The organism is Pantoea sp. R13S299 (genome assembly GCF_048515925.1).
GTDB lineage: Bacteria > Pseudomonadota > Gammaproteobacteria > Enterobacterales > Enterobacteriaceae > Pantoea.
Window position 1 is genome coordinate 192,425 of record NZ_JBLYEF010000003.1, and the last position, 24,852, is coordinate 217,276.

A 24,852-nucleotide genomic window follows, 5' to 3' on the forward strand; every position below is an offset into this window, starting at 1 on the left:
GCCAGTCGCAAAAACACAAAACCAGCCGCAAGGCTGGTTTTTTCGTTTTCAACGCGACGGTGGCTCATCCAGCAGCCGCAGATGGTCGTCTTTATTCAGCGTCATCAGCGCCACAATACTCACCAGCGCCGTCGCCATCACATACCAGGCGGGAATATCGGGATTACCGGTCTCTTTAATCAGTCCGGTAATGATTAATCCCGCGCAGCCGGAAAAGACGGCGTTGGAGAGTGAATAAGCCAGCCCCAGCCCGGTGTAGCGTACCCGCGTCGGAAACATCTCGGCCAGCATCGCGGGGCCGGGTCCCGCCAGCAAGCCGACCACCGCGCCCGCGATAAATACCACCAGCGCTTTCAGCAGCAGGCCAGTACTTTCTGACTGCAGCACATTGAGCAGCGGCAGAGAGAGCACCAGCAGCAGCACCGCCGCTGAGACCATGACGGCACGGCGGCCAATCCTGTCACTCAGCATCCCGGCCGGAATGATGGTGGCGGCAAAGCCGAGGTTCGAGATCACCGCTATCAGCAGCGCCTGATTAAAGCCGGTGTGCAACGAGGCCTGCAGGTAAGTCGGCATGATCACCAGCCAGGTGTAACCGGCCGCTGACCACACCATCAGACGACAGATACCCAGCAGAATCGTTTTCAGCGTGTCGCCGAGGCTGGCGTCAACTTTTGCCACAGGTTGTGACTGCTGCTGAATAAACGCCGGCGTCTCTTCCATCTGTACCCGCAGCCAGAGCGCCAGAACGCCCAGCGGCAGCGCGACAAAGAACGGGATGCGCCAGCCCCAGCTCAGCATCTGCTCCGGCGTCAGTAGAACCGAGAGCAGCGCGACAATGCCCGCACCGGCCAACAATCCCAGCGCCACGGTAAACGATTGCCACGCGCCATACAGCCCCCGCTTACCACGCGGCGCAAACTCGGTCATCAGTGAAACCGCCCCGCCATACTCGCCCCCGGCAAACAGCCCCTGCAGAATACGCAGACCGGTCACGATCAGCGGCGCCAGGATGCCAAGCTGGGCGTAGGTGGGCACCAGCCCGATCGTGGCCGTCGCCAGCGTCATCATGATCAGTACAAAGATCAACGTCGGTTTGCGCCCGATACGGTCCCCCATCCGGCCAAAAATGATCGCGCCCAGCGGACGGAAGAAAAAGGCGACGGCGAAGGAGGCATAGGTCAGCAGCAGCCCGGTCAGCGCCGATTCCCCTTGCAGCCGGAAGAAGTTCTGCGCAATCACGGTGGCCAGGAAGCCATAGACCGCAAACTCGTACCATTCAATGAAATTTCCCACCGAACCGGCAAGCAGAGCACGTTTACGGCTGGCGGAACTGAGCAAATTATCAGCGGGTACCGTCATGGCGGGCGATCCTTTTCAGCGCATCATCAGTTGCTTATGATTAGCACAATCGCTGCAACCCTGCGCACTCTTCTTCCCGTCGCGTTAACCCAGACACATAAAAAACTGCGATGACGCGCCGCTGAGGCGCTTTTTCACCTTCAGTTCTTGCACAACCGCTTTACGATTGTCAGGATGTGCGGCATTGACTGAATCAGGCGGATAGATGATGAACGCACACACCTCAAAAGATCCTTTGCACGGCGTCACGCTGGAGATGCAGATAAACAGTTTAGTCGCGCAGTACGGCTGGGCGGAGCTGGGAAAACGGATCAACATTAACTGCTTTAAAAGCGATCCCAGCGTTAAATCGAGCCTGAAGTTTTTACGCCGTACGCCCTGGGCGCGGGCTGAAGTTGAAGCGCTCTATCTTAACTCGTTAAACGCGCAACCAGCGACGCGTGAAGAACCGGCTGGCGACAGAGATCAGGCCCCGGCAGAAGATCCCTGGGGCAACTGGCGCGGTAAGACGCCGGAATAACACTGATTAAACGGCAATAAAAAAGCCCGCGCAGGCTAACCTGTGCGGGCTTTTTTTACGTCAGGTCGCTGTTACAGCGCCATATCGTGTTTCGCTGAAGGCGCAGCCTTCTCAGGCTGTGCAGCCCGCGCGTCTGCGGTTTTGCCATCCATATTGATGACTGGCGGCGTGGTCAGCTGCAGCGTCGCAGCGGTCTCATTCCAGACCTGCTGCAGCAACGGCACGTTGTCATTCAGTTTCTGACCGTAACCTGGGATCATCTTGTGGATCTTCGCCTGCCATTCCGGTGACTTAAACTCTTCCGGGAACAGTTTCTGCATCACGCTCAGAGAGATAGGCGCTGCGGTCGAGGCACCAGGAGAAGCACCCAGCAGGGCCGCGACGGTTTTCTGCTGATCGGTCACAATTTCTGTACCCAGTTTAAGCACGCCACCTTTGTCAGCATCTTTCTTGATGATCTGAACACGCTGACCGGCCTGAATCAGTTTCCAGTCCTCTTTCTTCGCATCCGGATAGTATTCCTGCAGCGCTTTAAAGCGATCTTCATCACTCAGCATCACCTGGCCAATCAGGTATTTCACCAGATCGAAGTTATCCATACCTACATCGGTCATTGGCACGATGTTATGGGTAGTGGTGGTGCTCAGCAGATCAAACAGCGAACCGTTTTTCAGGAACTTGGTTGAGAAGGTTGCAAACGGTCCAAACAGTACGACGCGTTTGCCATCCAGATAACGGGTATCCAGATGCGGAACCGACATCGGAGGTGCACCGGTTGACGCCTGGCCGTAGACTTTTGCCAGGTGACGATCGGCAATCGCGCTGTTTTCGGTAACCAGGAATGAACCACCGACCGGGAAGCCTGCATAGTTCTCTGCTTCCGGAATGCCGGTCTTCTGCAGTAATTTCAGCGCGCCGCCGCCCGCACCGATAAAGACATATTTCGCGTCAACAGCACGTTCGTTGCCGTTTTTAGCGTCTTTAATCGTGACATGCCAGGAGTTGTCGCCGTTACGTTTGAAGTCGGTGACTTCAGACGAAGTTTCCAGACGGAAGTTGTCATTCTTCTTCAGGCTGCCGATCAACTGACGGGTAATTTCACCGTAGTTAACATCGGTGCCCACTGGCGTCCAGGTGGCAGCGACTTTCTGCTGTGGATCACGACCTTCCATGACCAGCGGTGCCCACTGCTCGATCTGCTTGTGATCGGTAGAGAACTTCATGCCCTGGAACAGCGCGGTTTTCTGCAGCGCAGCATAGCGTTTGGTCAGGAAGTCGACGTTATCGCCCCAGACAAAGCTCATGTGTGGCGTTGAGTTGATGAAAGAGCGCGGATCGTGCATCACGCCCTCTTTAATCTGTGAACTCCAGAACTGGCGTGAAATCATGAATGCTTCGTTGATTTCCAGCGCTTTGGAGACGTCGATAGAACCGTCTTTACGCTCAGGCGTATAGTTCAGTTCCATGTTAGCAGAGTGGCCCGTACCGGCATTGTTCCAGCCGTTAGAGGATTCCAGTGCCACGCCATCCAGCTTCTCAACCATGATCTGTTTCCAGCCAGGCTGCAGCTCTTCCAGCATGGTGCCCATTGAGGCGCTCATAATGCCGCCGCCAATTAACAGGACGTCGGTCTTTTCTGGTGCCGTTTCAGCATGAAGTGCCGAGGAAACTAACAATGCCGCGAGGGAAAGGGTGGGAATAACTTTCTTTGAATTCATCATTTTAATTTACAGCTCAGACGGTACTGGTTAAAAAAAGTCCTCAAAGTTTAAAATAATGTTATTTATGAGTTAATGTGAAAATAGTTATAAAATTAAAAATAGCAATTTAGCCTTATTTTAATTACAAAAGGCTTACTGAATTACTCACATATTTTAACCACACATTAAGGGTGTCCTTTGAATTATACAATCCCCTAACACAAATATTGTTATGTGGCGATCGTCGCGCGCAGACCGCTAAAACTGTACTGATGCGGTGAGTTAGCGTATGTTTCCGGGCGATCTCCCACCCGTGCCGAACACCCATGAAAAGCCAACCACAGAACCGACATGCCGTGACTAAACGACCTATGAAACTCAGTACCCTGACCACGCTGATGATGACGGCGGTGATCTTCACCGTCCTGGTCGCTGTCCATCTGCTCTACTTCGTGCAGATTGATAACTTTGCGCAGTCGCATCTTAAAGATAAGGCGATGGCGGTGGCCCGCACGCTGGCAGATTCGCCGGAAGTGCAGCGTGGTTTGCTGTTACCGGACGGCAGCAGCCTGATACAGCCCGTGGCTGAAGCGGCACGCAAGCGCAACGGACTGCTGTTTGTGGTCGTCACAGATATGAAAGGTATTCGTTTCTCACACCCGAACGCCGCGGTGATCGGCAAACATTTTGTGGGTAACGATATCTACCCCACGCTGGGCGGCCGGGAAAATGTGGCGGTCAATCATGGCGTACTGGTGGAGGCACTGCGGGTATTTACGCCCGTCTATAACGCACAGCATCAGCAGATTGGCGTGGTGGCGATAGGTATCGCGCTGAATGATGTGGCGGCGCAGATAGCCAAAAGCCGCTGGAATATCGTCTGGACCGTCCTGTTTGGCGGTCTGGTGGGCCTGCTGGGTATTCTTATTCTGGTCAGGCGACTGAAAACCATCTTACTGGGACTGGAGCCGCACGAAATTTCCAGCCTGTTCGAGCAGCGCCAGGCGATTCTCAATTCCATTAAAGAAGGGGTGATTGCGGTCGATGATCAGTCACGCGTCAGCCTGATCAACCATGCGGCGCAACAACTGCTGCATGAGACCACCCGAAAGATGCCATTAAGCGGTGATCTGATTGCCGAAGAGAGCGTGATGCACCGCCATCAGCAGGATGCGCTGCATGCGGGCAAAGCCTGGCACGATCAGGAGCTGACGCTGGGTAACCGCATCCTGATCAGTAACACCGTGCCCGTTCGCAGTCATGACCGCATTATCGGCGCAGTGACTACCTTCAGAGACAAGACCGAGATCAGCCAGCTAATGCAGCGTCTGGACGGCATGGTAAACTATGTAGACGCGTTACGTGAGCGGTCCCATGAGTTCATGAACAAGCTGCATGTGATTCTGGGCCTGCTGCATATGAAAAATTATGCACAGATGGAAGAGTACATCCTGAAAACCGCCAACGCTTATCAGACAGAGATTGGTTCGCTGATGCAGAAGATCAAATCGCCGGTCATTGCCGGCTTCCTGCTCAGCAAAATCAATCGGGTGACCGATGAGGGCCATCAGCTGATTATTGATGAAGCGAGTTTTCTGCCCGACTGCGGCAGCGAGGAGCAGAACGCCGTTCTGATCACCGTGCTGGGCAATTTAATTGAAAATGCGCTTGAGGCCCTGGACCCGGAAACCGAAGGGGAAATTCACCTCATGCTGCATTATCAGAATGGCTGGTTAGCCTGCGAAGTGAGTGATGACGGACCAGGTATCGACGGCACGCAGCTCAGCGCCATTTTTGAGCGTGGCGTCTCATCGAAAGGTGACGATCGCGGAGTCGGACTGTTTCTGGTTAAGCAGCAGACTGAAAGCCTGGGCGGCAACGTCAGTGTTGAGTCAGAACCGGGTGTATTCACACAATTCTTAGTGCAACTTCCGTGGGAGAGAGGAATGATTACCCAATGATCAATGTGTTAGTTGTCGATGATGACGCCATGGTAGCCGAGCTGAACCGCTGCTATATCGGACAGATCCCAGGCTTTACCTGCTGCGGCACCGCCTCAACCTTACAGCAGGCCAAGGAGCGACTGGCGCAGGACGAGCCACAGGTTGACCTCATTCTGCTGGATATCTACATGCAACAGGAAAACGGTCTCGACCTGCTGCCGGAACTGCGTAGTGCAGGCCGTCCGGTCGATGTGATTATTATCTCGTCCGCTGCCGATGCCGCCACCATCAAAACCTCGCTCAACTATGGCGTGGTGGATTATCTGATTAAGCCTTTCCAGTTTGCCCGCTTTGAAGAGGCGCTGACCGGCTGGCGACAGAAAAAATCGCTCATGGATAATCATCAGTTCTATCAGCAGTCAGATGTCGATCAGCTGTTACATGGCAACCCGCCCGGCGCCAGCGAGCAGAAACGCCTGCCGAAAGGATTAACGCCGCAGACGCTGCGCACCCTGTGTCTGTGGATCGACGCGCATCCGGGCACCGAGTTCTCTACCGATGAACTGGCAACCGAGGTGAATATCTCCCGCGTCTCCTGCCGCAAATATCTGATCTGGCTGGCGCAGATAAATATTCTGTTCACCAGTATTCATTATGGGGTCACGGGCCGCCCGGTTTACCGCTATCGCCTGCAGCCGGAGTATCACACCTTACTCAAGCAATATTGTCAGTGAACCAGCCGGTAATCGCTGTCCAGTAACTGAAACGAAAAGTGACGTTGTGACGAGCAGATTACCTGCCTGTCACGGGTCACAAAGATCGCTTCGATGCCCGGTTTATCGGCCAGGCAGGCAATGCCCTTTTCGACGCCCAGGCCATAAAGCAGCGTGGTATAGATGTCGCCATCCAGCGAACGGTCGGAGATCACGGTGACGCTCAGCAGCTCGTTATCCAGCGGATAACCGCTATGCGGATCGAGGATGTGGTGATAACAAACGCCCTCCAGCTCGAAATACCGTTCATAGATACCCGACGTCACCACCGAGCGGTTATTCACGCTAATGACCCCAAGCAGCTCACTGGCCTCACCGAAAGGTTTTTTCAGGCCGATTGCCCAGCCCGCTTCTTCAGGTGGCGCGCCCACCGTCTGCACGTTTCCGCCCAGATTAATCAGTGCACTGCTGACCTGCTGCTGGCGCAAAAAAGCCTGCACTACGTCGGCGATATAGCCTTTGGCGATAGCACCTAAATCGATCTCCATCCCCGGCCGGCCCAGCATGACACTACGGCTCGCGGCATCGAGTATCACCTCCTGCGGATTCGTCAGCGCCCTGCGCACCTCAAGTTCGGTTGCTGACGGGACGCTGTGGCCCTGAAAGCCGATTTTCCAGCACTTCACCAGCGGGCCGATAGTCAGATTAAACAGGCTGTCCGGCAGCAGGCTCACCGCATGGGCGCAGGCAATCAGATCAAACACCGGCTGGCTGACGACGACCGGATGTTGCCCCGCCGCGTCATTAATGGCCATGACTTCAGAGGCTGCGCGATTAACCGTAAAGAGATTCTCCTGCTGTTTGATCAGGCGGAAAACCTGTCCGGCCAGTGTCTGGTTGTCATCGAAGAGTTTGAGCAGGATGGGCGAACCCATTAAGACGGCGGAGTAAGCATAGACACGCGCATCAGTTAACATAGGCGACTCTGCTTTTTAAAGGGAAAGACCGGCACCCGCAGGATGCGGATGCCGGAGACTACCGTTAGTGTCGGGCGTAAGCGGCGGCGTTACCACCCGCCAGGATGCCGAAGATGATGATATCCGCGACGGCGTTACCACCGATACGGTTCGCACCGTGGATGCCGCCAACCACCTCGCCACAGGCCCAGGCGCCGTTAATCACCTGTTTCTGGCTGTCCAGCACCGCTGTCGTGGTGTCGATAGTGACGCCACCCATGGTGTGGTGAACGCCCGGTGCGACACGAATCGCGTAGAACGGCGCTTCACTCAGAGGATGACGCAGCGCGGTCTGGCGACCGAAGTCTTCATCTTTCTGCATGATAACGAAGTTGTTGTAACGTGCCAGTGTCGCTTCCAGGGTGTGATGCTCACTCATGTTGAGTTTCACCGCCAGTTCCGCAACGGTTGGCGCGCTGATGACAAAGCCTTTGGCAATATATTCGTCAGCCGCTTTGTTGTTCATGCGCACCTGCTCGTCAAACACAATCCAGGCACTCTTCTCTGGCAGCGCGATAATCTGCGCGGAAACTTTGTCGCGGGTTTCCATCTCGTTGTAGAAACGCTCACCCGCCTGACTGACCAGGATAGCGCCGCCGCCACGAATGGATTCGGAGACCAGATAAGAGGTGGTCTGTTCGACCGTTGGGTGAATCTGGATTTCGCCCATATCCACGGTACCGGCACCAATTTTTTCCAGCATCGCAATGCCGCTGCCGGTCGCGCCTGCGTGGTTGGTGGTCACGAAGCCATCCAGTTCAGGACGGTATTTCACCACCAGCTCACGGTTCGCACTGAAACCACCGGTTGCCACAATCACGCTTTTGGCGTTCAGGATACGGCTGTCGTTATATTCATCGACGACTTTCACGCCCGCGACTGCGCCATTATCATAGAGGATCTCGGCGACGGAGGTTTCCAGCAGGACTTCGATGTTGCGGCTGTTGATATTTTTTACCAGGCCGCTAATCAGGAAGCCACCCACCGCTGAGCGGTCAGCCGGACGGTGAGTACGGTCAATGCTCATCCCGCCGGTAATGGTGATGTCGTTAAGCTCAATGCCTTTACCCGCCAGCCACTCAATCGCCTCAGGAGCCAGGTCAACAAACTCACGCAGCAGCACCGGATTGTTTTTGAACTGACCGCCCTTCAGCGTCTCCTCATAGAACAGCTCTTTGCTGTCTTCGATGCCTTTGAGTTTCTGGAAGCGCGTTTCAGCGGCGTTCATACCCACTGACGCTTTGATCGTGTTGCCGCCAATAGTCGGCATCTTCTCGATGATAACCACGCGCGCGCCTTCATCGTGCGCCTGAATTGCCGCCGCCAGACCGGCACCGCCGCTGCCTACAATCACCACATCGAAATTCTGTGGTGCATTAGGGTTACCGCCTTCCTCGATCACGTGCTCTTTGCTGGAGGTCGTCATCGCGCGTGAAACCGCTTTTTTCAGCGCCTCACTCTGGGTTGTCGCACCAGTAATCGCATCGACGTGTGGGCTGTTGGCCACCAGAATGCGGCTACGCAGGCTCTCAAAGGTGGTGGTGAAGTCCACATCCAGCGTGTCATCCGGCACCAGAGTGATGTCGGTGATACGGTCGGTATCCAGCGTAACGTTGATTTTCAGCTTCAGCGCTTCGGCTTCGACTTTTTCCTGATAGACGCCTGCTTTATATTTGCGGCCCGATTCACTGGTGTCGCGGATCATCGCATCGACCAGTGAGAAGCGCCACAGCGGTTCAGGGATCTGCAGCTCTTCGCGTTTGTTGCTGTCGATGTAGAGTTCGAGGTGTTCGTTGTTGATGATGCGATCAGCCCAGTTCGGATAGGCGATACAGGCTTTACCAATCGCCACCAGATCGTAGCCTTTCTCCAGCGCCAGCTCCGCATCGGCTTTGTTCACCACGCCGCCGACACCAATCACCGGTACTTTTGCCAGCTCAGGTGAACGCATCGCGACGAATTTCTCAATCAGCGGCGTCGGGTCCTGCGTATCGACAATCGACGGACGCAGCAGCTGACCCACTGAGAAGTGAACGTAATCGAGTCCACGCGCGGCCAGTTTTTCCAGTAGGTAAAGCGTGTCATCAAAGCGGATGCCGGGGACTTCAATCTCTTCCGGCGAGAAGCGATAGCCGATGATGAAAGAGTTATGAGCGAAGCGCTCGGCCATCTTGTGGGTGATTTCCAGCACTTCCAGCGGGAAGCGTGCGCGGTTATCGCGGCTGCCGCCCCACTTGTCATCACGCTGGTTAGAGTTAGGTGAATAGAACTGCTGGATCAGGTAGGTGTTGGCACCATGAATTTCGACACCGTCGAAACCGGCCTTGATGGCGCGGTTCACCGCATCACCAAATTTGGTGATCATGGTATCGACTTCTTCGGCGCTCAGCGCCAGAGGTTTGGTTGCCCCTTCACGCGGTGCCGCGATAGCGCTTGGCGCAACGGGCGTTTTGCCGCCAATCAGCTCCGGCTCGACCATGCGGCCACCGTGGTAGATCTGCAGGATAGCAGTAGAGCCTTCAGATTTGATTGCGTCCGCGATGCGTTTCAGACCGGGGATTTTGTTGTCGCTGTCGATAGCGATGGCACCCGGAAATGCCGGGCCGCGGTTATCAATAAAGCAGCACTCAACGATCACGGTTCCGATGCTGCCAGCGCGTGCGCGATAGTAATCGACCAGCTCGCTGGTGACCGTTCCGTCATAAAAACCGGTACAGGTGGTCATGGGTGCCATCACCAGTCGGTTTTTTAAAACAGCACCATTCGGCAGAGTCAGTGGATTAAGGATGGGAGTGAGAGATTTCATTGCGATAAACTCCAAGATTTAAAAGTCTGGAAATTTTTTAGCGGACGCAAATTATCGCTTAATTAAGTGGTCCGATGTCATGGGGTTAATATACGCTTTTCTTTGCTTTCATAAGCGATAAATTTACTTTTTTAACTTTTAAACCATTTAGAGTTTTTATTTGCCGAATGGATAAAGTGAAGTTATATTAATTGTTAACCAAGCGTTACTAGAAATCAACTAATCATTTACATAAAAAATAAATCTTTTATCATCATATGGTTACAGGGCGGATTTCAGTCTGATTGCGCTGATGATTTGTTGAGCAGGTTCACAAAAGTGTCAGAATGTCGATGCTGAAAATATAAATTAAAAATAAATGTTAAAATCCGGGAATAATGATTTAATTTCTTTGATCTGGATCAAAATCTATATTTGCAGAAATCGCATCATATTTACATGGATTTAAAAAAGCTGCTCAATAGTTAGGCAGCAGATTAAACAAAATTAGTGCATCGCGGTTTATTCACACAATCAAGAATAACAAAGAAAGTCATCAGTGAAGGTCCGGGGCGCAAATCGCATTCTTCTTAACTTGCAGATAAAACACTATGAAAACACTCTCAGCTGTTACTGAACCCCCAAAACCCGCTCCTGCGGCGCCGGGTAAAAAGAAAGCTATCATGCTGGCTCTGCCGGTGATCGTTGCCATATTGCTGTTACTGGTTCCGACACCCGCAGGACTCGAACCCTACGCGTGGCACTTCTTCGCTATCTTTGTGGGCGTCATTGTCGGATTGATCTTTGAACCGCTGCCTGGCGCAGTGATCGGCCTGACCGGCGTGGTAGTCATTGCGCTGTTCAGCCAGTTCCTGCTCTTTAGTCCGGCCGAGCTGGCTAACCCGAAATTCAAAGTCGCCAGCGAGTCCTTTAAGTGGGCGGTCAGTGGTTTCGGCAACTCTACCGTCTGGCTGATCTTCGGTGCCTTTATGTTCGCCGCAGGCTATGACAAAACGCAGTTTGGTCGTCGCCTGGCCCTGATTCTGGTGAAGTATCTGGGTCGCCGCAGTCTGACGCTGGGTTATGCCATTACCTTTGCTGACCTGTTACTCGCGCCATTTACCCCGTCAAACACCGCGCGCAGTGGCGGCACCATCTACCCGATTATCGCCAACCTGCCTCCGCTGTACGGTTCTAAACCCAACGACCCGAGCGCCCGTAAAATCGGTTCGTATCTGATGTGGGTCGCGATTACCGCAGCCTGTATCACCAGCTCGATGTTCCTCTCTGCCCTGGCCCCTAACCTGCTGGCGCTGGCGCTGGTGAAAAGCATCGTCGGTTTCGATATCTCATGGGGTATGTGGTTCCTGGCTTTCCTGCCACTGGGCTTACTGTTGATTCTGACCATGCCGCTGCTGGCTTACTGGTTCTACCCACCTGAAGTCAAAATCAACGATGAAGTGCCAAAATGGGCCATCGCAGAACTGGAAAAACTGGGCCGACTGACCCGTAACGAAATCATGCTGCTGGTGTTTGTGGTCTGTGCCCTGCTGATGTGGATTTTCGCCACATCGTGGATTGAACCCGCGATGGCTGCGCTGCTGGTGGTCGTACTGATGTTGTGGACCGGTGTGCTGAACTGGAACGACATCACCAGTAATAAACCGGCCTGGAACACTTTTGCCTGGTTCGCGACCCTGGTGGCACTGGCTGATGGTCTGGCCCGCGTCGGCTTCATCGCCTGGTTAGGCAAAGAAGGTGGCATGCTGCTGCAGGGTTATGACCCCCAGATTTCAGCGGTAGTCCTGTTGATTGCCTTCTTCCTGCTGCACTACCTGTTTGCCAGTACCACCGCGCACACTACCGCGCTGTTACCGGCCATGCTGACCATCGCAGCGTCAATCCCAGGCATCAACATGCCGGTCTTCTGCCTGATGCTGTGTACCTCTTTGGGTGTGATGGGCATCATTACCCCATACGGTACTGGCCCAAGCCCGATTTACTACGGCAGTGGTTATCTGCCTACCAAAGATTACTGGCGTCTGGGTACGATCTTCGGTGCCATCTTCTTAGGCTCCATGATGCTGATTGCCTATCCGTGGATGGTGTGGATGTTCTGACGGATACAACATGCAGATCAACGCGTTATAAGATACCATTCCTGCACTTCCCCATCGCACCCGCGGTGGGGAAGCATAATAAACGATTAATTCGCCTATGATGTTGCGCCCCGCAGCCTGCACGCGGAGGTTCAGCCGGTCATTAAGTGAGAAAAAATGTCGAACAAACCTTTTGTCTATCAGAACCCTTTTCCGCTGTCCCACGAAGATACTGAATACTATTTGCTGAGTCGCGAGCATGTCTCCGTCGCCGAATTTGAGGGTCAGGAGATCCTGAAAGTCGACCCGCAGGCACTGACGCTGCTGAGTCAGCACGCTTTCCACGACGCCTCTTTCATGCTGCGTCCGGCCCACCAGCAGCAGGTTGCCTCCATCCTTGAAGATCCGGAAGCCAGCGACAATGACAAATATGTCGCCCTGCAGTTTTTAAGAAACTCTGAAATTGCCGCCAAAGGCGTGCTGCCGACCTGCCAGGATACCGGCACCGCAATCATCATGGGCAAAAAGGGCCAGCGCGTCTGGACCGGCGGTGGCGACGAGGCCGCACTGTCACAGGGTATCTACAATACCTACATCGAAGATAACCTGCGCTATTCACAGAATGCCGCGCTGGATATGTACAAAGAGGTGAATACCGGTACTAACCTGCCTGCGCAGATCGACCTCTACAGCGTCGATGGCGATGAGTACAAGTTCCTCTGCATCGCCAAAGGTGGCGGCTCCGCCAACAAAACTTATCTCTATCAGGAAACCAAAGCGCTGCTGAGTCCGGGCAAGCTGAAAAATTACCTGGTGGATAAGATGCGTACCCTCGGCACCGCTGCCTGTCCGCCTTATCATATTGCGTTTGTTATCGGCGGCACCTCGGCTGAAAGTACCCTGAAAACCGTTAAGCTCGCCTCGACGCACTATTACGATGGCTTACCGACGGAAGGTAGTGAGCACGGTCAGGCGTTCCGCGACGTTCAGCTGGAGCAGGAACTGCTGGAAGCCGCGCAGCAGCTCGGCCTCGGTGCGCAGTTTGGCGGCAAGTATTTTGCTCACGACATCCGCGTGGTGCGTCTGCCGCGTCACGGTGCGTCATGCCCGATTGGCATGGGCGTCTCCTGCTCGGCTGACCGTAATATCAAAGCGAAGATCAACCGCGAAGGTATCTGGATTGAGAAGCTGGAATCAAATCCAGGCCGCCTGATCCCGGAAGCGCTGCGTCAGCAGGGCGAAGGTGAAGTGTTGCAGGTCAATCTTAACCGTCCGATGGAAGAGATTCTGGCGCAGCTCTCTGCTTATCCGGTCTCTACCCGTCTGTCACTGACCGGCACCATTATCGTGGCGCGTGACATTGCGCATGCCAAACTCAAAGAGCGCATCGATAACGGCGAAGGATTACCGCAGTACATCAAAGATCACCCGGTCTATTACGCCGGTCCGGCCAAAACACCAGAAGGTTATGCGTCTGGTTCACTCGGTCCGACCACCGCAGGCCGCATGGACTCCTACGTGGATCTGCTGCAGGCCCACGGCGGCAGCAAGATCATGCTGGCGAAGGGCAACCGCAGTCAGCAGGTGACGGATGCCTGTCATAAACATGGCGGCTTCTATCTGGGCAGCATCGGTGGTCCGGCCGCGGTGCTGGCGCAGCAGAGCATCAAGAGTCTGGAATGCGTGGAGTATCCAGAGCTTGGCATGGAAGCGATCTGGAAAATCGAGGTGGAGAACTTCCCTGCCTTTATCCTGGTCGATGACAAAGGTAATGACTTCTTCCAGCACATTGAGCGCGCGCACTGCGCCAAATGCGTGAAGTAAAGCCTGCATCAGGAATGTAAAAAGCCCCAGATTCGGGGCTTTTTTTATGGGGAAAGTAAGGCTTCCAGACTGTCAGCGAGAGCCTGCGCGGGGAATGGACTCACTAACTCAAGATAAATCCAGCAGCAACTCTTTAGCCCAACGCATATCGATAATCAAAACAGCCTAAATCTGACAGCAACACCTTAACTTAACGCGCAGAGAAGACAGTCAGAGGAGGAAAGCGTCCCGCGCCAGGGAAGGCGCGGGCCGAGCGTGCCATGGATGGCGGTTTTTGCGTCTTTCCGATCTGACCGTCTTCCCTAAGCAAGGCTCTATCCTGAAGCGATACGTGCCAGACGTTCACTACAGTTTATAGACCCGCGATCGGACCTTGTTAACCGCGCTGCAACCGCTGCAACGCCAACTCAATCTGCACATCACCCTGGGTGAGCTCGATGATCTGATACTTAATCGCCGGGTTTTCTATCAACCCGACCAGCGTCGCCGCCACATCTTCGCGCGGGATCTCACCATACGGAATGGCCAGATCGGCATGAACCCGCCCCGTACCGGCTTCATCGGTCAGCGTTCCCGGCCGCAGGATCACCCACTCCAGCTGACTCGCCACCAGCTCAGCATCCGCCAGACGCTTCACCCGCATGTAATTCTCGAATCCTTCTGACGGCGTTTTACCACGTCCGGCATCCGGGAACGCCGAGACCAGCAGGAAACGCGAAACCCCCGCCTGCTCTGCTGCAGCAACCGCCAGCTTCAGCCCTTCACCGTCAATGGCATTAGTCAGCGCGATCCCGGCACCGCCCGCGCCCGCCGTAAAGACAGCCACATCGTGACCGGTCATCAACTCTGCCAGCGCCGTTACGCTCAGCTGCTGAATATCCCCGGCGACAGGCTTAGCGCCTGCGGCCTGCAGAGTCTCAGCCTGTTCAGGCTTGCGGTGCAGCGCCGTCACTGTATGACCTTTACTGCTCAGCTGACGGGTCAGCTTTTGGCCAACCTTGCCAGCCGCCCCGATAATGAAACATGTCGCCATAAAATCAGATCCTCCATTAGATAAAGCGAGTACCAGATTATAATGTGCTGCCAGAAACAAAAGAGGCGCCTGCTGGATTTATTCCGGAATCACTTTTTCCGCTTTCAGCTTATCAAACAGCTGAGTAAAGGCGTCGAGCGTGCTGCGGTAGCCGATGAAGCCCGCTTTACGGCTTTTACTCATATCGGTAAAGGCTTCCATTGGACGACCCAGGTCGGCATCGGTATGCCACCATGAAGCCAGCTTAGTCACATCTGCCTCACGCAGCTGATGCTGCTCTGCAATCGCCTGCCATGCACTGGCGGCTTCCTGCATGCGATTTTCCAGCGGCATCATCTGCGCCGGGAATGCCGCGGCTTCAATGCCGAAATAGTCAGCCAGTTTTGGCCACATCCAGCTCCAGCGGAAGACGTCGCCGTTGACGGCATTGAAGTCCTCATTGGCACCATTCGGTGAAGTGGCTGCCCAGTGCAGCTGCTCGGCCAGCAGACCCGCATCGGTCATATCAACAATACCGTTCCACTGCTCTGGTGAGCCAGGGAAGATAAACGGCCAGCCTTTCTCTTTACAGAGCGTCGCGTAAACCGCCAGCGTCTGACCCATATTCATCGCGTTGCCTACGGCATGACCGATAATGGTGTGCGGACGGTGCACGCTCCAGCGGTAGTCATATTTCTCTGCGCCCGCGAACACTTCGTCTTCCTGCGCGTAGTAGAAGTTATCGACCGGCTGACGGCCCTGCTCTTCACGGAACGGTGTCACCGGCACAGCGCCTTTGCCGTACGCTTCAAACGGACCCAGATAGTGCTTCAGCCCGGTTACCAGCGCCACGTGTGAACCCTTCAGGCGATCGCCCAGAGCTTCAATCACGTTACGCACCATGCCGCCGTTAACGCGGATATTCTCTTTCTCATTTTCCTGACGCGCCCAGACGCTGAAGAACAGCGCATCCGGTTTAACCTCTTTCAGTGCGTCACGGACGGCTTCCGCATCGATCAGATCGGCTGTCAGGCTGGTTGCGCCTTCAGGAACGGCACCGCGTCCGCGTGACAGACCCGTGACCTGCCAGCCTTCGTTTTGTAATTTCTCAGCCAGTGCGCGGCCGATAACGCCGCTGATGCCCACAATCAAAGCCTGCTTTTTCATTTGATTTCTCCTCGTTTTGCGTAATGCTAAGCCTAATAGAGAATTCAGTTCTTATCTCTGGCATTTATTCACAGCATTCTCAACCTGAGTTCATTAATCGATGCACGATCATCGCCTCAAAGATATTCTGCCGTTTGTCGCCAGCGTCGAGTGTGGCAGCTTCACCGCCGCGGCTGAGCGTCTGCACGTGACCGGCTCGGCGGTCAGTAAAAGTGTCAGCCGGCTGGAAACACGCTTAGGCTCGCGGCTGCTGGAACGCACCACCCGCAGCCTGCACCTCACCGACGCGGGCACTGCCTATTATCAGACCTGCCTGCGCATCCTGGAGGATCTGGCCGAAGCCGAAGCGGTGCTGGCGGCCCAGCGCACTATTCCCTCCGGTCGTCTGCGCCTGGCGGTACCCACCACCTATGGCCGGCTCAACGTCATGCCGCTGCTGATGCCCTTTTGCCAGCAGCACCCTGAACTGACGCTGAGCCTGAGTCTGTCCGATCGCTTTGTTGATCTGTTTGAAGAGGGCGTGGATGTGGCGGTGCGTATTGGCGGTGCGCCCGACCTGCCCGCCTCGCTGGGCTGGCGAAACATGGGCCGCGAGCAGATGCAGTTCTGTGCCTCTCCCGCTTATCTGGACCGTGAAGGACGGCCGGAGAATGAGGCGGCGCTGCTGAACCATCCCGCCATCCTTTATGAACGCGTGGATGGCACGACCAAACCCTGGCTGTTCACCACCGAGGACGGTCAGCCACACTGGCGCAACGTGCCGTTCCGGCTGGCGCTGGGCGACGTCGATGCCCAGCTTCAGGCGGTCATCGCCGGGTTAGGTGTGGCACAGATGCCCTCCTGGCTGATTCAGCGCGCCGTGGCAGCGGGTGAACTGGAGATTATTTTGCCACAGTTGCAGCCCGACGGTCTGACGCTGAGCGTGGTGTGGCCACGACGCAAACAGTTCCTGCCTAAAGTGGACGCGCTCCTGTCGACGCTAAGCGCCCTCGCCATTCGCTAACCCTGCTTAATTTACTTCCCCACGGTTGGGATGTTTCATCCTGACCGTATTCTATTACGCGTACCCGACGCTATTCCCAGCCTGTTTAGCCCTGCCTGAAACACGGCCAGTTTATTAACTCCTCGAATAACCCGCTTAATTTTAATGCTTTTATTTTCGCTTTGATGGAATCCCATCAAAATAAAAAGGGCGAAAGGCTTGAGCTCACATAATGAAAACTAAGTTTCAAATATAATTTAACCCGAAATAAAAATATCAGTAGGGTGATGGCTTCTTCATGTTCTGACGTTTTGTCTTTGCCGTTATTACCAGGAGTATTCATGGAAAAAGAACTCTATATCTCGTCGAACCCGGCCTCCGGTCCAAATAGCACCACCCGCACCGAGCCTTTTGTGAAGATTATTGCGCTGGTCGCCACCCTGGGTGGATTGCTGTTTGGTTATGACACCGGTGTGGTCTCGGGTGCGCTGCTGTTTATGCGCGGCGATCTGCATCTCACCCCGTTTACCACCGGGCTGGTCACCAGCTCCCTGCTGTTTGGCGCTGCCTTCGGCGCGCTGGCCGCCGGTCATCTGGCGGATGGCCTCGGCAGACGACGCATTATCATCGCGCTGGCGCTGATCTTCGCCCTGGGTGCCGTTGGGTCAGCCCTGGCACCGGACGTTACCTGGATGATCGCCTCACGCCTGTTCCTGGGCTTTGCCGTTGGGGGTGCAGCGGCCACCGTGCCGGTCTACATCGCAGAAATCGCACCTGCCAACAAACGCGGCCAGCTGGTCACACTGCAGGAGCTGATGATCGTCAGCGGTCAGCTGCTGGCCTATATCTCTAACGCCACCTTTAACGATATCTGGGGCGGCGAAAATACCTGGCGCTGGATGCTGGCGCTATCGATCGTCCCCGCCGTTCTGCTCTGGATCGGCATGATATTTATGCCTGAAACCCCACGCTGGCACGTCATGAAAGGTCACAGTCAGGCCGCCCGTGAGGTACTGGAGAAAACCCGTGCCGCCGAGGATGTGGAATGGGAACTGGAGGAGATTGAAGAAACCATCGAAGAGAACCGTCAGCGTGGCAAAGGCCGCCTGCGCGATCTCGCGACACCCTGGCTGATGAAAATTTTCCTGCTGGGTGTGGGCATCGCCGCCGTTCAGCAGCTGACCGGCGTCAATACCATCATGTATTACGCCCCTACCATGCTGACCGCAGCCGGACTCAGCAACGATGCCGCACTGTTCGCCACCATTGCCAATGGGGTGATTTCGGTGGTGATGACGCTGGTGGGTATCTGGCTAATCGGCAAAGTGGGCCGTCGCCCGCTGGTGCTAATCGGGCAGATGGGTTGCACCTGCTGCCTGTTCTTTATCGGGCTGGTCTGCTGGCTGATGCCGGAATATCTCAATGGCACAGTCAACCTGCTGCGGGCTTACCTGGTTCTGGCGGGCATGCTGATGTTTCTCTGCTTCCAGCAGGGCGCGCTGTCACCGGTCACCTGGCTGCTGCTGTCGGAGATCTTCCCGGCGCGGATGCGTGGCATCTGTATGGGCGGCGCAGTCTTCTCACTGTGGATCGCTAATTTTGCCATCTCCATGGCCTTCCCGCTGTTATTAGCCGCATTTGGTCTGGCCGGTGCCTTCTTTATATTCGCGGCAATCGGCATCGGCGGTTCTGTTTTTGTTGTGAAGTTTATTCCCGAAACCCGGGGAAGAAGTCTTGAGCAGGTCGAGCACTATTTCTATGCGCTCTATAACGGCAAAAAATAGTCCCTGAACGCTGCGCATTAAAGAAATAACGGCCCGCGTCACTACGCTGACGACCCGATTGCTATTAACACCGACACCCTACATTCAAGGAAATTGTTATGAGCCTGAATATTCCCAACGCGCGCTTTTGCATCAACCGTAAAATAGCGCCCAGCCTCACCCTTCCGCAGTTTTTTAAACTGGTCAGCCAGCTGGGTATTCACAATGTCGAGCTGCGCAATGATATGCCCAGCGGACGCGTGACCGACGATCTCACCGGCGATGAGGTGAAAGCACTGGCGCGTGAGTCAGGCATCCGGATTGTCACCATTAATGCGCTCTACCCGTTTAACCAGCTGAATGAAGAGGTGCTTCAGCGCGCCCGCCAGCTGTTAAGCGATGCGCAGGCGGTCGGCGCAGAATCACTGGTGCTCTGCCCGCTCAATGACGGCACGCCCATCAGCGCCGCCGACACCATTAGCGCGCTGAAAACCCTGGCCCCGCTGTTCGCCGAAGCCGGCATTCAGGGACTGGTCGAGCCGCTGGGCTTCCCGCAAAGCTCACTGCGTTCAGCAACCCTGGCACAGACGCTGATCCGTGAAGCGGGCGTGCCGTTCAGATTGTTGATCGATACCTTCCATCATCATCTGTTTGAGGATGCGGAGCAGACCTTTGAGCAGGACGTCGACATTCAGCAGATCGGGCTGGTGCATCTCTCCGGCGTCACCGACCCGCGCCCGGTCAGCGAACTCACCGACGAAGAGCGCATCATGCTCAGCGCAGATGACAGATTGCGCAGCAAACAGCAGGTCGGGCGGCTGGAGAAGATGGGCTACACCGGCCTTTACGCCTTTGAGCCGTTCTCCTCAGTGATGAACAGCTGGCAGGAAGCGGACATCACCCGCGAAATTCGCGACAGCATCCAGCTGTTAAATCACTCAGCTTAAGGGGATTATCATGACAATTAACATTGGTGTTATCGGCACCGGCGCAATCGGCCGCGAACATATCCGCCGTTGCAGCACAGTTTTACAGAATGCGCGCGTGGTGGCACTCAACGACATCAACCGCGACAACTGCCAGCAGATTGTGAATGAGCTGACGCCGGAAGCGCGTATTTATGACAATGCGATTGATCTGATCAACGATCCGCAGGTTAACGCAGTGCTGGTCACCTCATGGGGTCCGACGCATGAAGCCTTTGTGCTGGCCTGTATCGAGGCGGGCAAAGCGGTGTTCTGCGAGAAGCCGCTGGCGGTCACCGCTCAAGGCTGTATGAACATTGTGGAAGCGGAGATCAAAGCGGGACGTCAGCTGGTGCAGGTCGGCTTTATGCGCCCCTATGACAGCGGCTACCGTGCGCTGAAAGCGGTCATCGACAGCGGCGAGATTGGCGAGCCTTTGATGCTGCACTGCGCGCATCGCAACCCGGAAGTGGGCGACAGTTACACCACCGACATGGCGATCACCGATACGCTGATCCATGAGCTGGATGTGCTGCGCTGGCTGCTGAATGATGACTATGCCAGCGTGCAGGTGATCTTCCCGCGTAAAACCCGCAAGGCGTCGTCACACCTTCGCGATCCGCAAATCGTTCTGCTGGAGACCGCCAAAGGTGCGCGCATTGATGTCGAAATCTTCGTGAACTGTGAATATGGTTACGACATTCAGTGTGAAGTGGTGGGCGAAAGCGGCGTTGCCCGCCTGCCGGAGCCGGTTTCAGTGCAGACGCGCAGCGCGGCAAAACTCTCTACCACGATTCTGACGGACTGGAAAAAGCGCTTTATCGATGCCTATGACGTGGAGCTGCAGGCGTTTATCAATAACGTCATCAGCGGTGAGATGACCGGTCCTTCTGCGTGGGATGGCTACGCTGCAGCGGTCGCGGCGGATGCCTGCGTCGTGGCGCAAACCTCCGGCGAGATTGTGCCGGTCAGGATGGCGGATAAACCGGCGTTTTACCGCTGACAAAAAAGTGCACGGTGGGCTTCGCCGTGCATTCACATTCCCTCTCTTACTACAGCGCGTCATGCTTTGGTAAAAACGCAGACAAACCAAAAATTGGCCGCTGGCTTATTACGGCGCCGTGATCACAATGGCTACGCGTCGGTTTTGCGCACGCCCCTGCGCGCTGTTGTTGCTGGTCACCGGGGCACTCATGCCCAGGCCACGCGTAATAATATTTTCTCGCGGTATCGCCGCGCCGACAGCCCACTGTGCCGCGACCGCATTCGCTCTTTTCAATGACAGCTGCTGGTTATAATCCGGCTTACCGTAATTATCGGTATGCCCGTCGATGCGCACATGTTCAATACCGGTCGATGCCAGGTTTTTCGCCATCCCCTGAATCGTGCTTTTGCTGGCAGGCGTCAGTTCTGATTCGTTTACGCCAAACAGGATCTTATCGGATAAGCCCAATCCCCAGCCTTCCATGTTCTGAGTGAATCCGGCACTTTTCATCGCTGCGATTTGCGCCTCGCTAAAACGCTCTTTCGACTGACAACCCACCAGAGCCAAAGTAAGCAGCATCAGGGAAATGTTCTTCTTCATATTTACGCCTCGTTCACGCCTTATTTACGCTTTATTTGTTCGCTTATTCTTGTACATATTCATATCGGCACGTTCGAGAATGGACTCAACCGTATCACCGTGCTGTGACCACGCGTAGCCGATGGTCACCGAGGTCGTAATCGGCATGCCTTCGGCAATAATGATTTTCTCCATGATGACGTCATGAATGCGCTGCATGAGTTGCTGCAACTGCTCCTCACTGGCCCGGCTGCTGACCAGCATGGCAAACTCATCCCCGCCTAATCGGGCGACCAGGTCCTGTTCAGCCGCGAGTGATAACAGGCGCTCCCCTATCGCTTTCAACACCTCATCCCCGGCGGCATGACCCCAGTTATCATTGATGCTCTTGAAGCGATCGCCATCAAGGAACAGCACAGCAAAACGCTCATGGGCATATTGCTGGTCGAGGAGCTGAGTCAGACGGGCAGAAAAGGCGCTGCGGTTGGCCAGGCCGGTTAGCGGGTCTTCCAGCGCTTTGGCGGCCAGCGAAAGATTGTCACGCATCAGCGATGCCTTCAGCGATTGCATCTCCATCAGCAACGAGTTCAGGTCATCTGAGAAGAGCTGAAACTCCCGGATAGGACCGCCCGGAATACGCAGCGAAAAATCGCCAGAATGAATGACATAGTGAATCGAACTGGTGATGGTGCGCAGCGTCGCGATCATTCCCCGATGCAGAAATTCACTCAGCAGGAGCGAGATCAGCAGCACACAGAGCATCCCGCTGGTCAGAATCATGAATGAGTAGCGAATGAAACTCACCGCGCCGGTCACAGTGCCTTCCAGCGTCAACGTGCCGACAGCGGCGTCAGCGTGAATGATATTAACGTTGAGCGGTTTGATATAAATCCACTCACGCAGCAAACGTGAATACCAGCCTGTCTGTTCCTGCTGCGCATGCCACTGGACCAGAACAATCTGATCACGGGTAACCAGCTTCGCCGAGGCATACATGCCCTCATTGCCAAGCCGTTCGATTTTATTCCGCGCGTCGTAACTGTCGGCAAAAACGGTAGCCGCCGTTAATGTGGTGCTGAGCGTCGAACCAATTAATTCGAGGTTTCTTTTCTCATAATTTTTAATAAACAGTAGTGACGTTGACGAGAGCAGCAGCCAGCACAAGAGTAATATCACCGCCGAATTGATGGTGCTTATTTTCCGCAGTTTATTGCGGATGGATGATTTGTCATGTCTTAATTTATCGAATTTCATCTTATTCGCTTCCCTCGCGGGAGAGCAAAAGCACATCCGGACTCACCCTGACACCGCTTCGGGTCAGCGAATCAAGGTTAACGGAAAAATGCGTATGATCAGGTTGAAAGATCAGGCAAAAAGAGGCGCCCGTTGTGCACTCGGCATTGTTCTCAGCAAGAGTAAGAACGGCTCTTCCGTTAAACTGCTGAATAGCCTCAACCTGCTGCTTTGGTGTCTGATCGCCGAAATACACGGCGTTGCATCGATGCTTCCCGATATCACCTACGTCAGCCAGATAGACAACGGTGAATGTCTGCGCCGGAGATGCAGAGTGTTGCGGCAAAGAGAGATGCCGTGCTGAAGTTAAAGCGCATAATTCAGGGTTTTTTACACCCGGCCATTGGGTGAAGCTAATAATACCGCTGACAATACGATTAGCTTTTCCATCTTTAATTTCGGCCCAGGCAAAATGAGGGAGCAGCAGCAAAATAAGAGACGTAAAAACGATTTTGCAGATGTGACGCAGCAGAAGCAGCACATCGATTTCACAATGAATCTGATATTTATCTATCATACTGCGTTCCAGTAATACTACGCACGGCAGGAGACCTGAATAAGCGTGAAAATATTAGCACAGCGGCAGTTACATTTGCACACGGATTTTAATTAGTACCAATTGTGACTATATTTTTATCGTTTACTCGTGAAATACACTCAGGAAATGACTGGTCGTCAGGGGGAGGCGTTGTAAAACAATCTGCACAGCTTATAAGCGGTGTCATGATGCGTTATTAACTGCCCGGCGTGATCTTATCGGGCGTCAGACTCACGATTCAAATCAGTCGAAATAAGGTTTCAGAATTTCTTCCGTCCACTGCATAAAGGCCCTGACACGCCGCGACAGATTTCGTCGATGCGCCACCGCAAACGAGGCACTGAGCGGCTCCGGACGCAGGTCGGGCAGGACTTCAACCAGCGCGCAGCGTTCTATAAAGGGCGCGAGTGTGGAGTAACCCCCCTGAATTAAGCCCAGTCCGGCCAGCCCCGCCTCATGATAGGCCGTTACACTGTTGACTCTCATCGCACCAGGTAACATCAGCATTTTGTAGCCGTCACCCGTTGGATACTCCCATCCCTCTGGCTTCACGCCAAAGCTCCGCTGGTAGTGAACCATCTGGTGGCCCTGATTGAGAAGGTCATCAATCGTATGCGGCACCCCGAAACGCGCCAGATACCCGGGCGTGGCAGCATTGATCATACGCAGCTTTCCCAGCGGACGGGCAATCAGCGTCTCATCCACAATCGGCCCCAGGCGGATGACACAATCAAATCCTTCATGAACCAGATCAACAAGGCGGTCACTGCCTGAAAGCTCAATTTCCAGTTCAGGATGGGCTTCCAGCAGCTGTGGCAAAGCGGGGATCACCACGCTTTGCGCCAGCACAGCCGGCATATCAACGCGTATCCTGCCACGCAGTGCACTCCCGACATGAGCGAACATGGTCTGCAACTCCTCGACGTCCGCCAGCAAATCCCGTGCGCGTGCATAAAAAGCTCTGCCATCTTCTGTTAACTGCACGGTGCGCGTGGTCCGGTGCAGCAGCGTCGCACCGGTCTCCTTTTCGAGTTCCCGGACCACCAGTGATGCCCGCCCTTTCTGAATCCCCAGGCTTTCAGCGGCTTGAGTAAAACTCTTCATTTCCGCCACACGGGCAAAGATCGTCAGTGCTTCAAGGTTTTTCATTGTTCTCCTGCAGAGAAACAGTGCGTTATTTTTTCCGTAATTTATCACCTTATTGATAGCTAATAGAGTGCTTTCACACCGCAGATTTCGCACAACGCGACCACAAGGAGAGCCCTCTCAGAGAGAAGGTTTTCCCCACTCATGAAGGATAGAGAGAAATGAACAAAGGTTATTTAATCGCTCACGTGACCGTATCGGACCCAGCCGCCTACGCTGAATACGCCAGAGCGGCTGGCGAGGCCATGCAGGAATTTAATCCGACCCTCGTTGCCGGATCAGGGCAGTATGAAAATCTGGAGGGGGAGGCTCACGAACGTCATGTCGTTTTTGAGTTCAGCTCTTTTGCTGAAGCCAAACGTTTTTATGACAGCCCGGCCTATCAGGCCGCCAGGGCGCTGCGCGCCGGAGCAGCGCATGGGACGTTTGTGCTGGTGGAAGGGGCCAGCCTTTAAGCCTT

20 protein-coding genes are annotated in these 24,852 nt (G+C 54.7%); 10 read left to right on the plus strand and 10 right to left on the minus strand.

All coding sequences use genetic code 11. From position 1 onward, the window contains the following. Positions 1-48: 48 nt before the first annotated feature. Positions 49-1,362 carry an MFS transporter gene (locus ACN1CO_RS15285; RefSeq protein WP_419139669.1) on the minus strand — a complete coding sequence of 438 codons (1,314 nt, stop codon included), beginning with the start codon at positions 1,360-1,362 and terminating at the stop codon, positions 49-51. Positions 1,363-1,570: 208 nt separating this feature from the next. On the opposite strand from ACN1CO_RS15285, the gene ACN1CO_RS15290 reads away from it, so the two are divergent. After that, a complete protein-coding gene (locus ACN1CO_RS15290) occupies positions 1,571-1,882 on the plus strand; it encodes a VF530 family DNA-binding protein (protein WP_419139984.1) in 312 nt (103 codons plus the stop codon). 71 nt (positions 1,883-1,953) lie between these two features. Here ACN1CO_RS15290 and mqo read toward each other — a convergent pair whose 3' ends face one another. After that, a complete protein-coding gene (gene mqo / locus ACN1CO_RS15295) occupies positions 1,954-3,603 on the minus strand; it encodes a malate dehydrogenase (quinone) (RefSeq protein WP_419139670.1) in 1,650 nt (549 codons plus the stop codon). A gap of 350 nt (positions 3,604-3,953) precedes the next feature. On the opposite strand from mqo, the gene dcuS reads away from it, so the two are divergent. Both dcuS and dcuR read left to right on the plus strand, forming a co-directional pair. Then, positions 3,954-5,543 (plus strand): DcuS/MalK family sensor histidine kinase, encoded by a 1,590-nt coding sequence (dcuS, locus tag ACN1CO_RS15300; RefSeq protein WP_419139671.1) that lies wholly within the window; start codon positions 3,954-3,956, stop codon positions 5,541-5,543. After that, the gene (dcuR, locus tag ACN1CO_RS15305) at positions 5,540-6,259 is read left to right on the plus strand and encodes a two-component system response regulator DcuR (protein WP_419139672.1); all 720 of its coding nucleotides are present in this window, start codon (positions 5,540-5,542) and stop codon (positions 6,257-6,259) included. The genes dcuS and dcuR overlap by 4 nt, the downstream gene beginning before the upstream one ends. Here dcuR and ACN1CO_RS15310 read toward each other — a convergent pair. Together ACN1CO_RS15310 and ACN1CO_RS15315 are read right to left on the minus strand one after the other, a co-directional pair. Continuing rightward, a complete protein-coding gene (locus tag ACN1CO_RS15310) occupies positions 6,253-7,215 on the minus strand; it encodes an FAD:protein FMN transferase (protein WP_419139673.1) in 963 nt (320 codons plus the stop codon). The genes dcuR and ACN1CO_RS15310 overlap by 7 nt on opposite strands. Before the next feature lie 64 nt (positions 7,216-7,279). Next, positions 7,280-10,060: a flavocytochrome c gene (locus ACN1CO_RS15315; RefSeq protein ID WP_419139674.1), complete on the minus strand. Its 2,781-nt coding sequence runs from the start codon at positions 10,058-10,060 to the stop codon at positions 7,280-7,282. Positions 10,061-10,650: 590 nt separating this feature from the next. Here ACN1CO_RS15315 and ACN1CO_RS15320 point away from each other — a divergent pair. Both ACN1CO_RS15320 and fumA read left to right on the plus strand, forming a co-directional pair. Then, complete coding sequence (locus ACN1CO_RS15320) at positions 10,651-12,159, plus strand: DASS family sodium-coupled anion symporter (RefSeq protein WP_419139675.1); 1,509 nt, start codon at positions 10,651-10,653, stop codon at positions 12,157-12,159. Between the two features lie 156 nt (positions 12,160-12,315). After that, positions 12,316-13,962, plus strand: a complete 1,647-nt coding sequence (fumA, locus tag ACN1CO_RS15325; RefSeq protein WP_419139676.1) for a class I fumarate hydratase FumA — start codon at positions 12,316-12,318, stop codon at positions 13,960-13,962. 376 nt (positions 13,963-14,338) lie between these two features. On the opposite strand, the gene ACN1CO_RS15330 is transcribed toward fumA, so the two are convergent. Both ACN1CO_RS15330 and ACN1CO_RS15335 read right to left on the minus strand, forming a co-directional pair. Further along, positions 14,339-14,995, minus strand: a complete 657-nt coding sequence (locus ACN1CO_RS15330; RefSeq protein ID WP_419139677.1) for an SDR family oxidoreductase — start codon at positions 14,993-14,995, stop codon at positions 14,339-14,341. Positions 14,996-15,073: 78 nt separating this feature from the next. Next, positions 15,074-16,141 (minus strand): SDR family oxidoreductase, encoded by a 1,068-nt coding sequence (locus ACN1CO_RS15335; protein WP_419139678.1) that lies wholly within the window; start codon positions 16,139-16,141, stop codon positions 15,074-15,076. Between the two features lie 100 nt (positions 16,142-16,241). Here ACN1CO_RS15335 and ACN1CO_RS15340 point away from each other — a divergent pair, with 100 nt between their 5' ends. The 4 genes from ACN1CO_RS15340 (at position 16,242) to ACN1CO_RS15355 (ending at position 20,854) form a co-directional block, all read left to right on the plus strand. Next, complete coding sequence (locus ACN1CO_RS15340) at positions 16,242-17,144, plus strand: LysR family transcriptional regulator (protein ID WP_419139679.1); 903 nt, start codon at positions 16,242-16,244, stop codon at positions 17,142-17,144. 320 nt (positions 17,145-17,464) lie between these two features. After that, the gene (locus ACN1CO_RS15345) at positions 17,465-18,907 is read left to right on the plus strand and encodes a sugar porter family MFS transporter (protein WP_419139680.1); all 1,443 of its coding nucleotides are present in this window, start codon (positions 17,465-17,467) and stop codon (positions 18,905-18,907) included. A gap of 98 nt (positions 18,908-19,005) precedes the next feature. Beyond that, positions 19,006-19,833 (plus strand): TIM barrel protein, encoded by an 828-nt coding sequence (locus tag ACN1CO_RS15350; RefSeq protein ID WP_419139681.1) that lies wholly within the window; start codon positions 19,006-19,008, stop codon positions 19,831-19,833. Positions 19,834-19,843: 10 nt separating this feature from the next. Further along, positions 19,844-20,854 carry a Gfo/Idh/MocA family protein gene (locus tag ACN1CO_RS15355; RefSeq protein WP_419139682.1) on the plus strand — a complete coding sequence of 337 codons (1,011 nt, stop codon included), beginning with the start codon at positions 19,844-19,846 and terminating at the stop codon, positions 20,852-20,854. A 108-nt stretch (positions 20,855-20,962) separates the two neighbouring features. On the opposite strand, the gene ACN1CO_RS15360 is transcribed toward ACN1CO_RS15355, so the two are convergent. From ACN1CO_RS15360 to ACN1CO_RS15375, 4 genes are all read right to left on the minus strand, one after another. Next, a complete protein-coding gene (locus ACN1CO_RS15360) occupies positions 20,963-21,436 on the minus strand; it encodes an OmpA family protein (RefSeq protein WP_419139683.1) in 474 nt (157 codons plus the stop codon). Between the two features lie 24 nt (positions 21,437-21,460). Continuing rightward, positions 21,461-22,669: a diguanylate cyclase domain-containing protein gene (locus tag ACN1CO_RS15365; protein WP_419139684.1), complete on the minus strand. Its 1,209-nt coding sequence runs from the start codon at positions 22,667-22,669 to the stop codon at positions 21,461-21,463. Between the two features lies 1 nt (position 22,670). Further along, the gene (locus ACN1CO_RS15370; protein WP_419139685.1) at positions 22,671-23,225 is read right to left on the minus strand and encodes a YfiR family protein; all 555 of its coding nucleotides are present in this window, start codon (positions 23,223-23,225) and stop codon (positions 22,671-22,673) included. 264 nt (positions 23,226-23,489) lie between these two features. Further along, on the minus strand, positions 23,490-24,395 hold the full coding sequence (locus ACN1CO_RS15375; protein ID WP_419139686.1) for a LysR family transcriptional regulator: 906 nt from the start codon (positions 24,393-24,395) through the stop codon (positions 23,490-23,492). Between the two features lie 158 nt (positions 24,396-24,553). Here ACN1CO_RS15375 and ACN1CO_RS15380 point away from each other — a divergent pair, with 158 nt between their 5' ends. Further along, complete coding sequence (locus ACN1CO_RS15380) at positions 24,554-24,847, plus strand: DUF1330 domain-containing protein (protein ID WP_419139687.1); 294 nt, start codon at positions 24,554-24,556, stop codon at positions 24,845-24,847. The last annotated feature ends 5 nt before the right edge of the window (positions 24,848-24,852 follow it).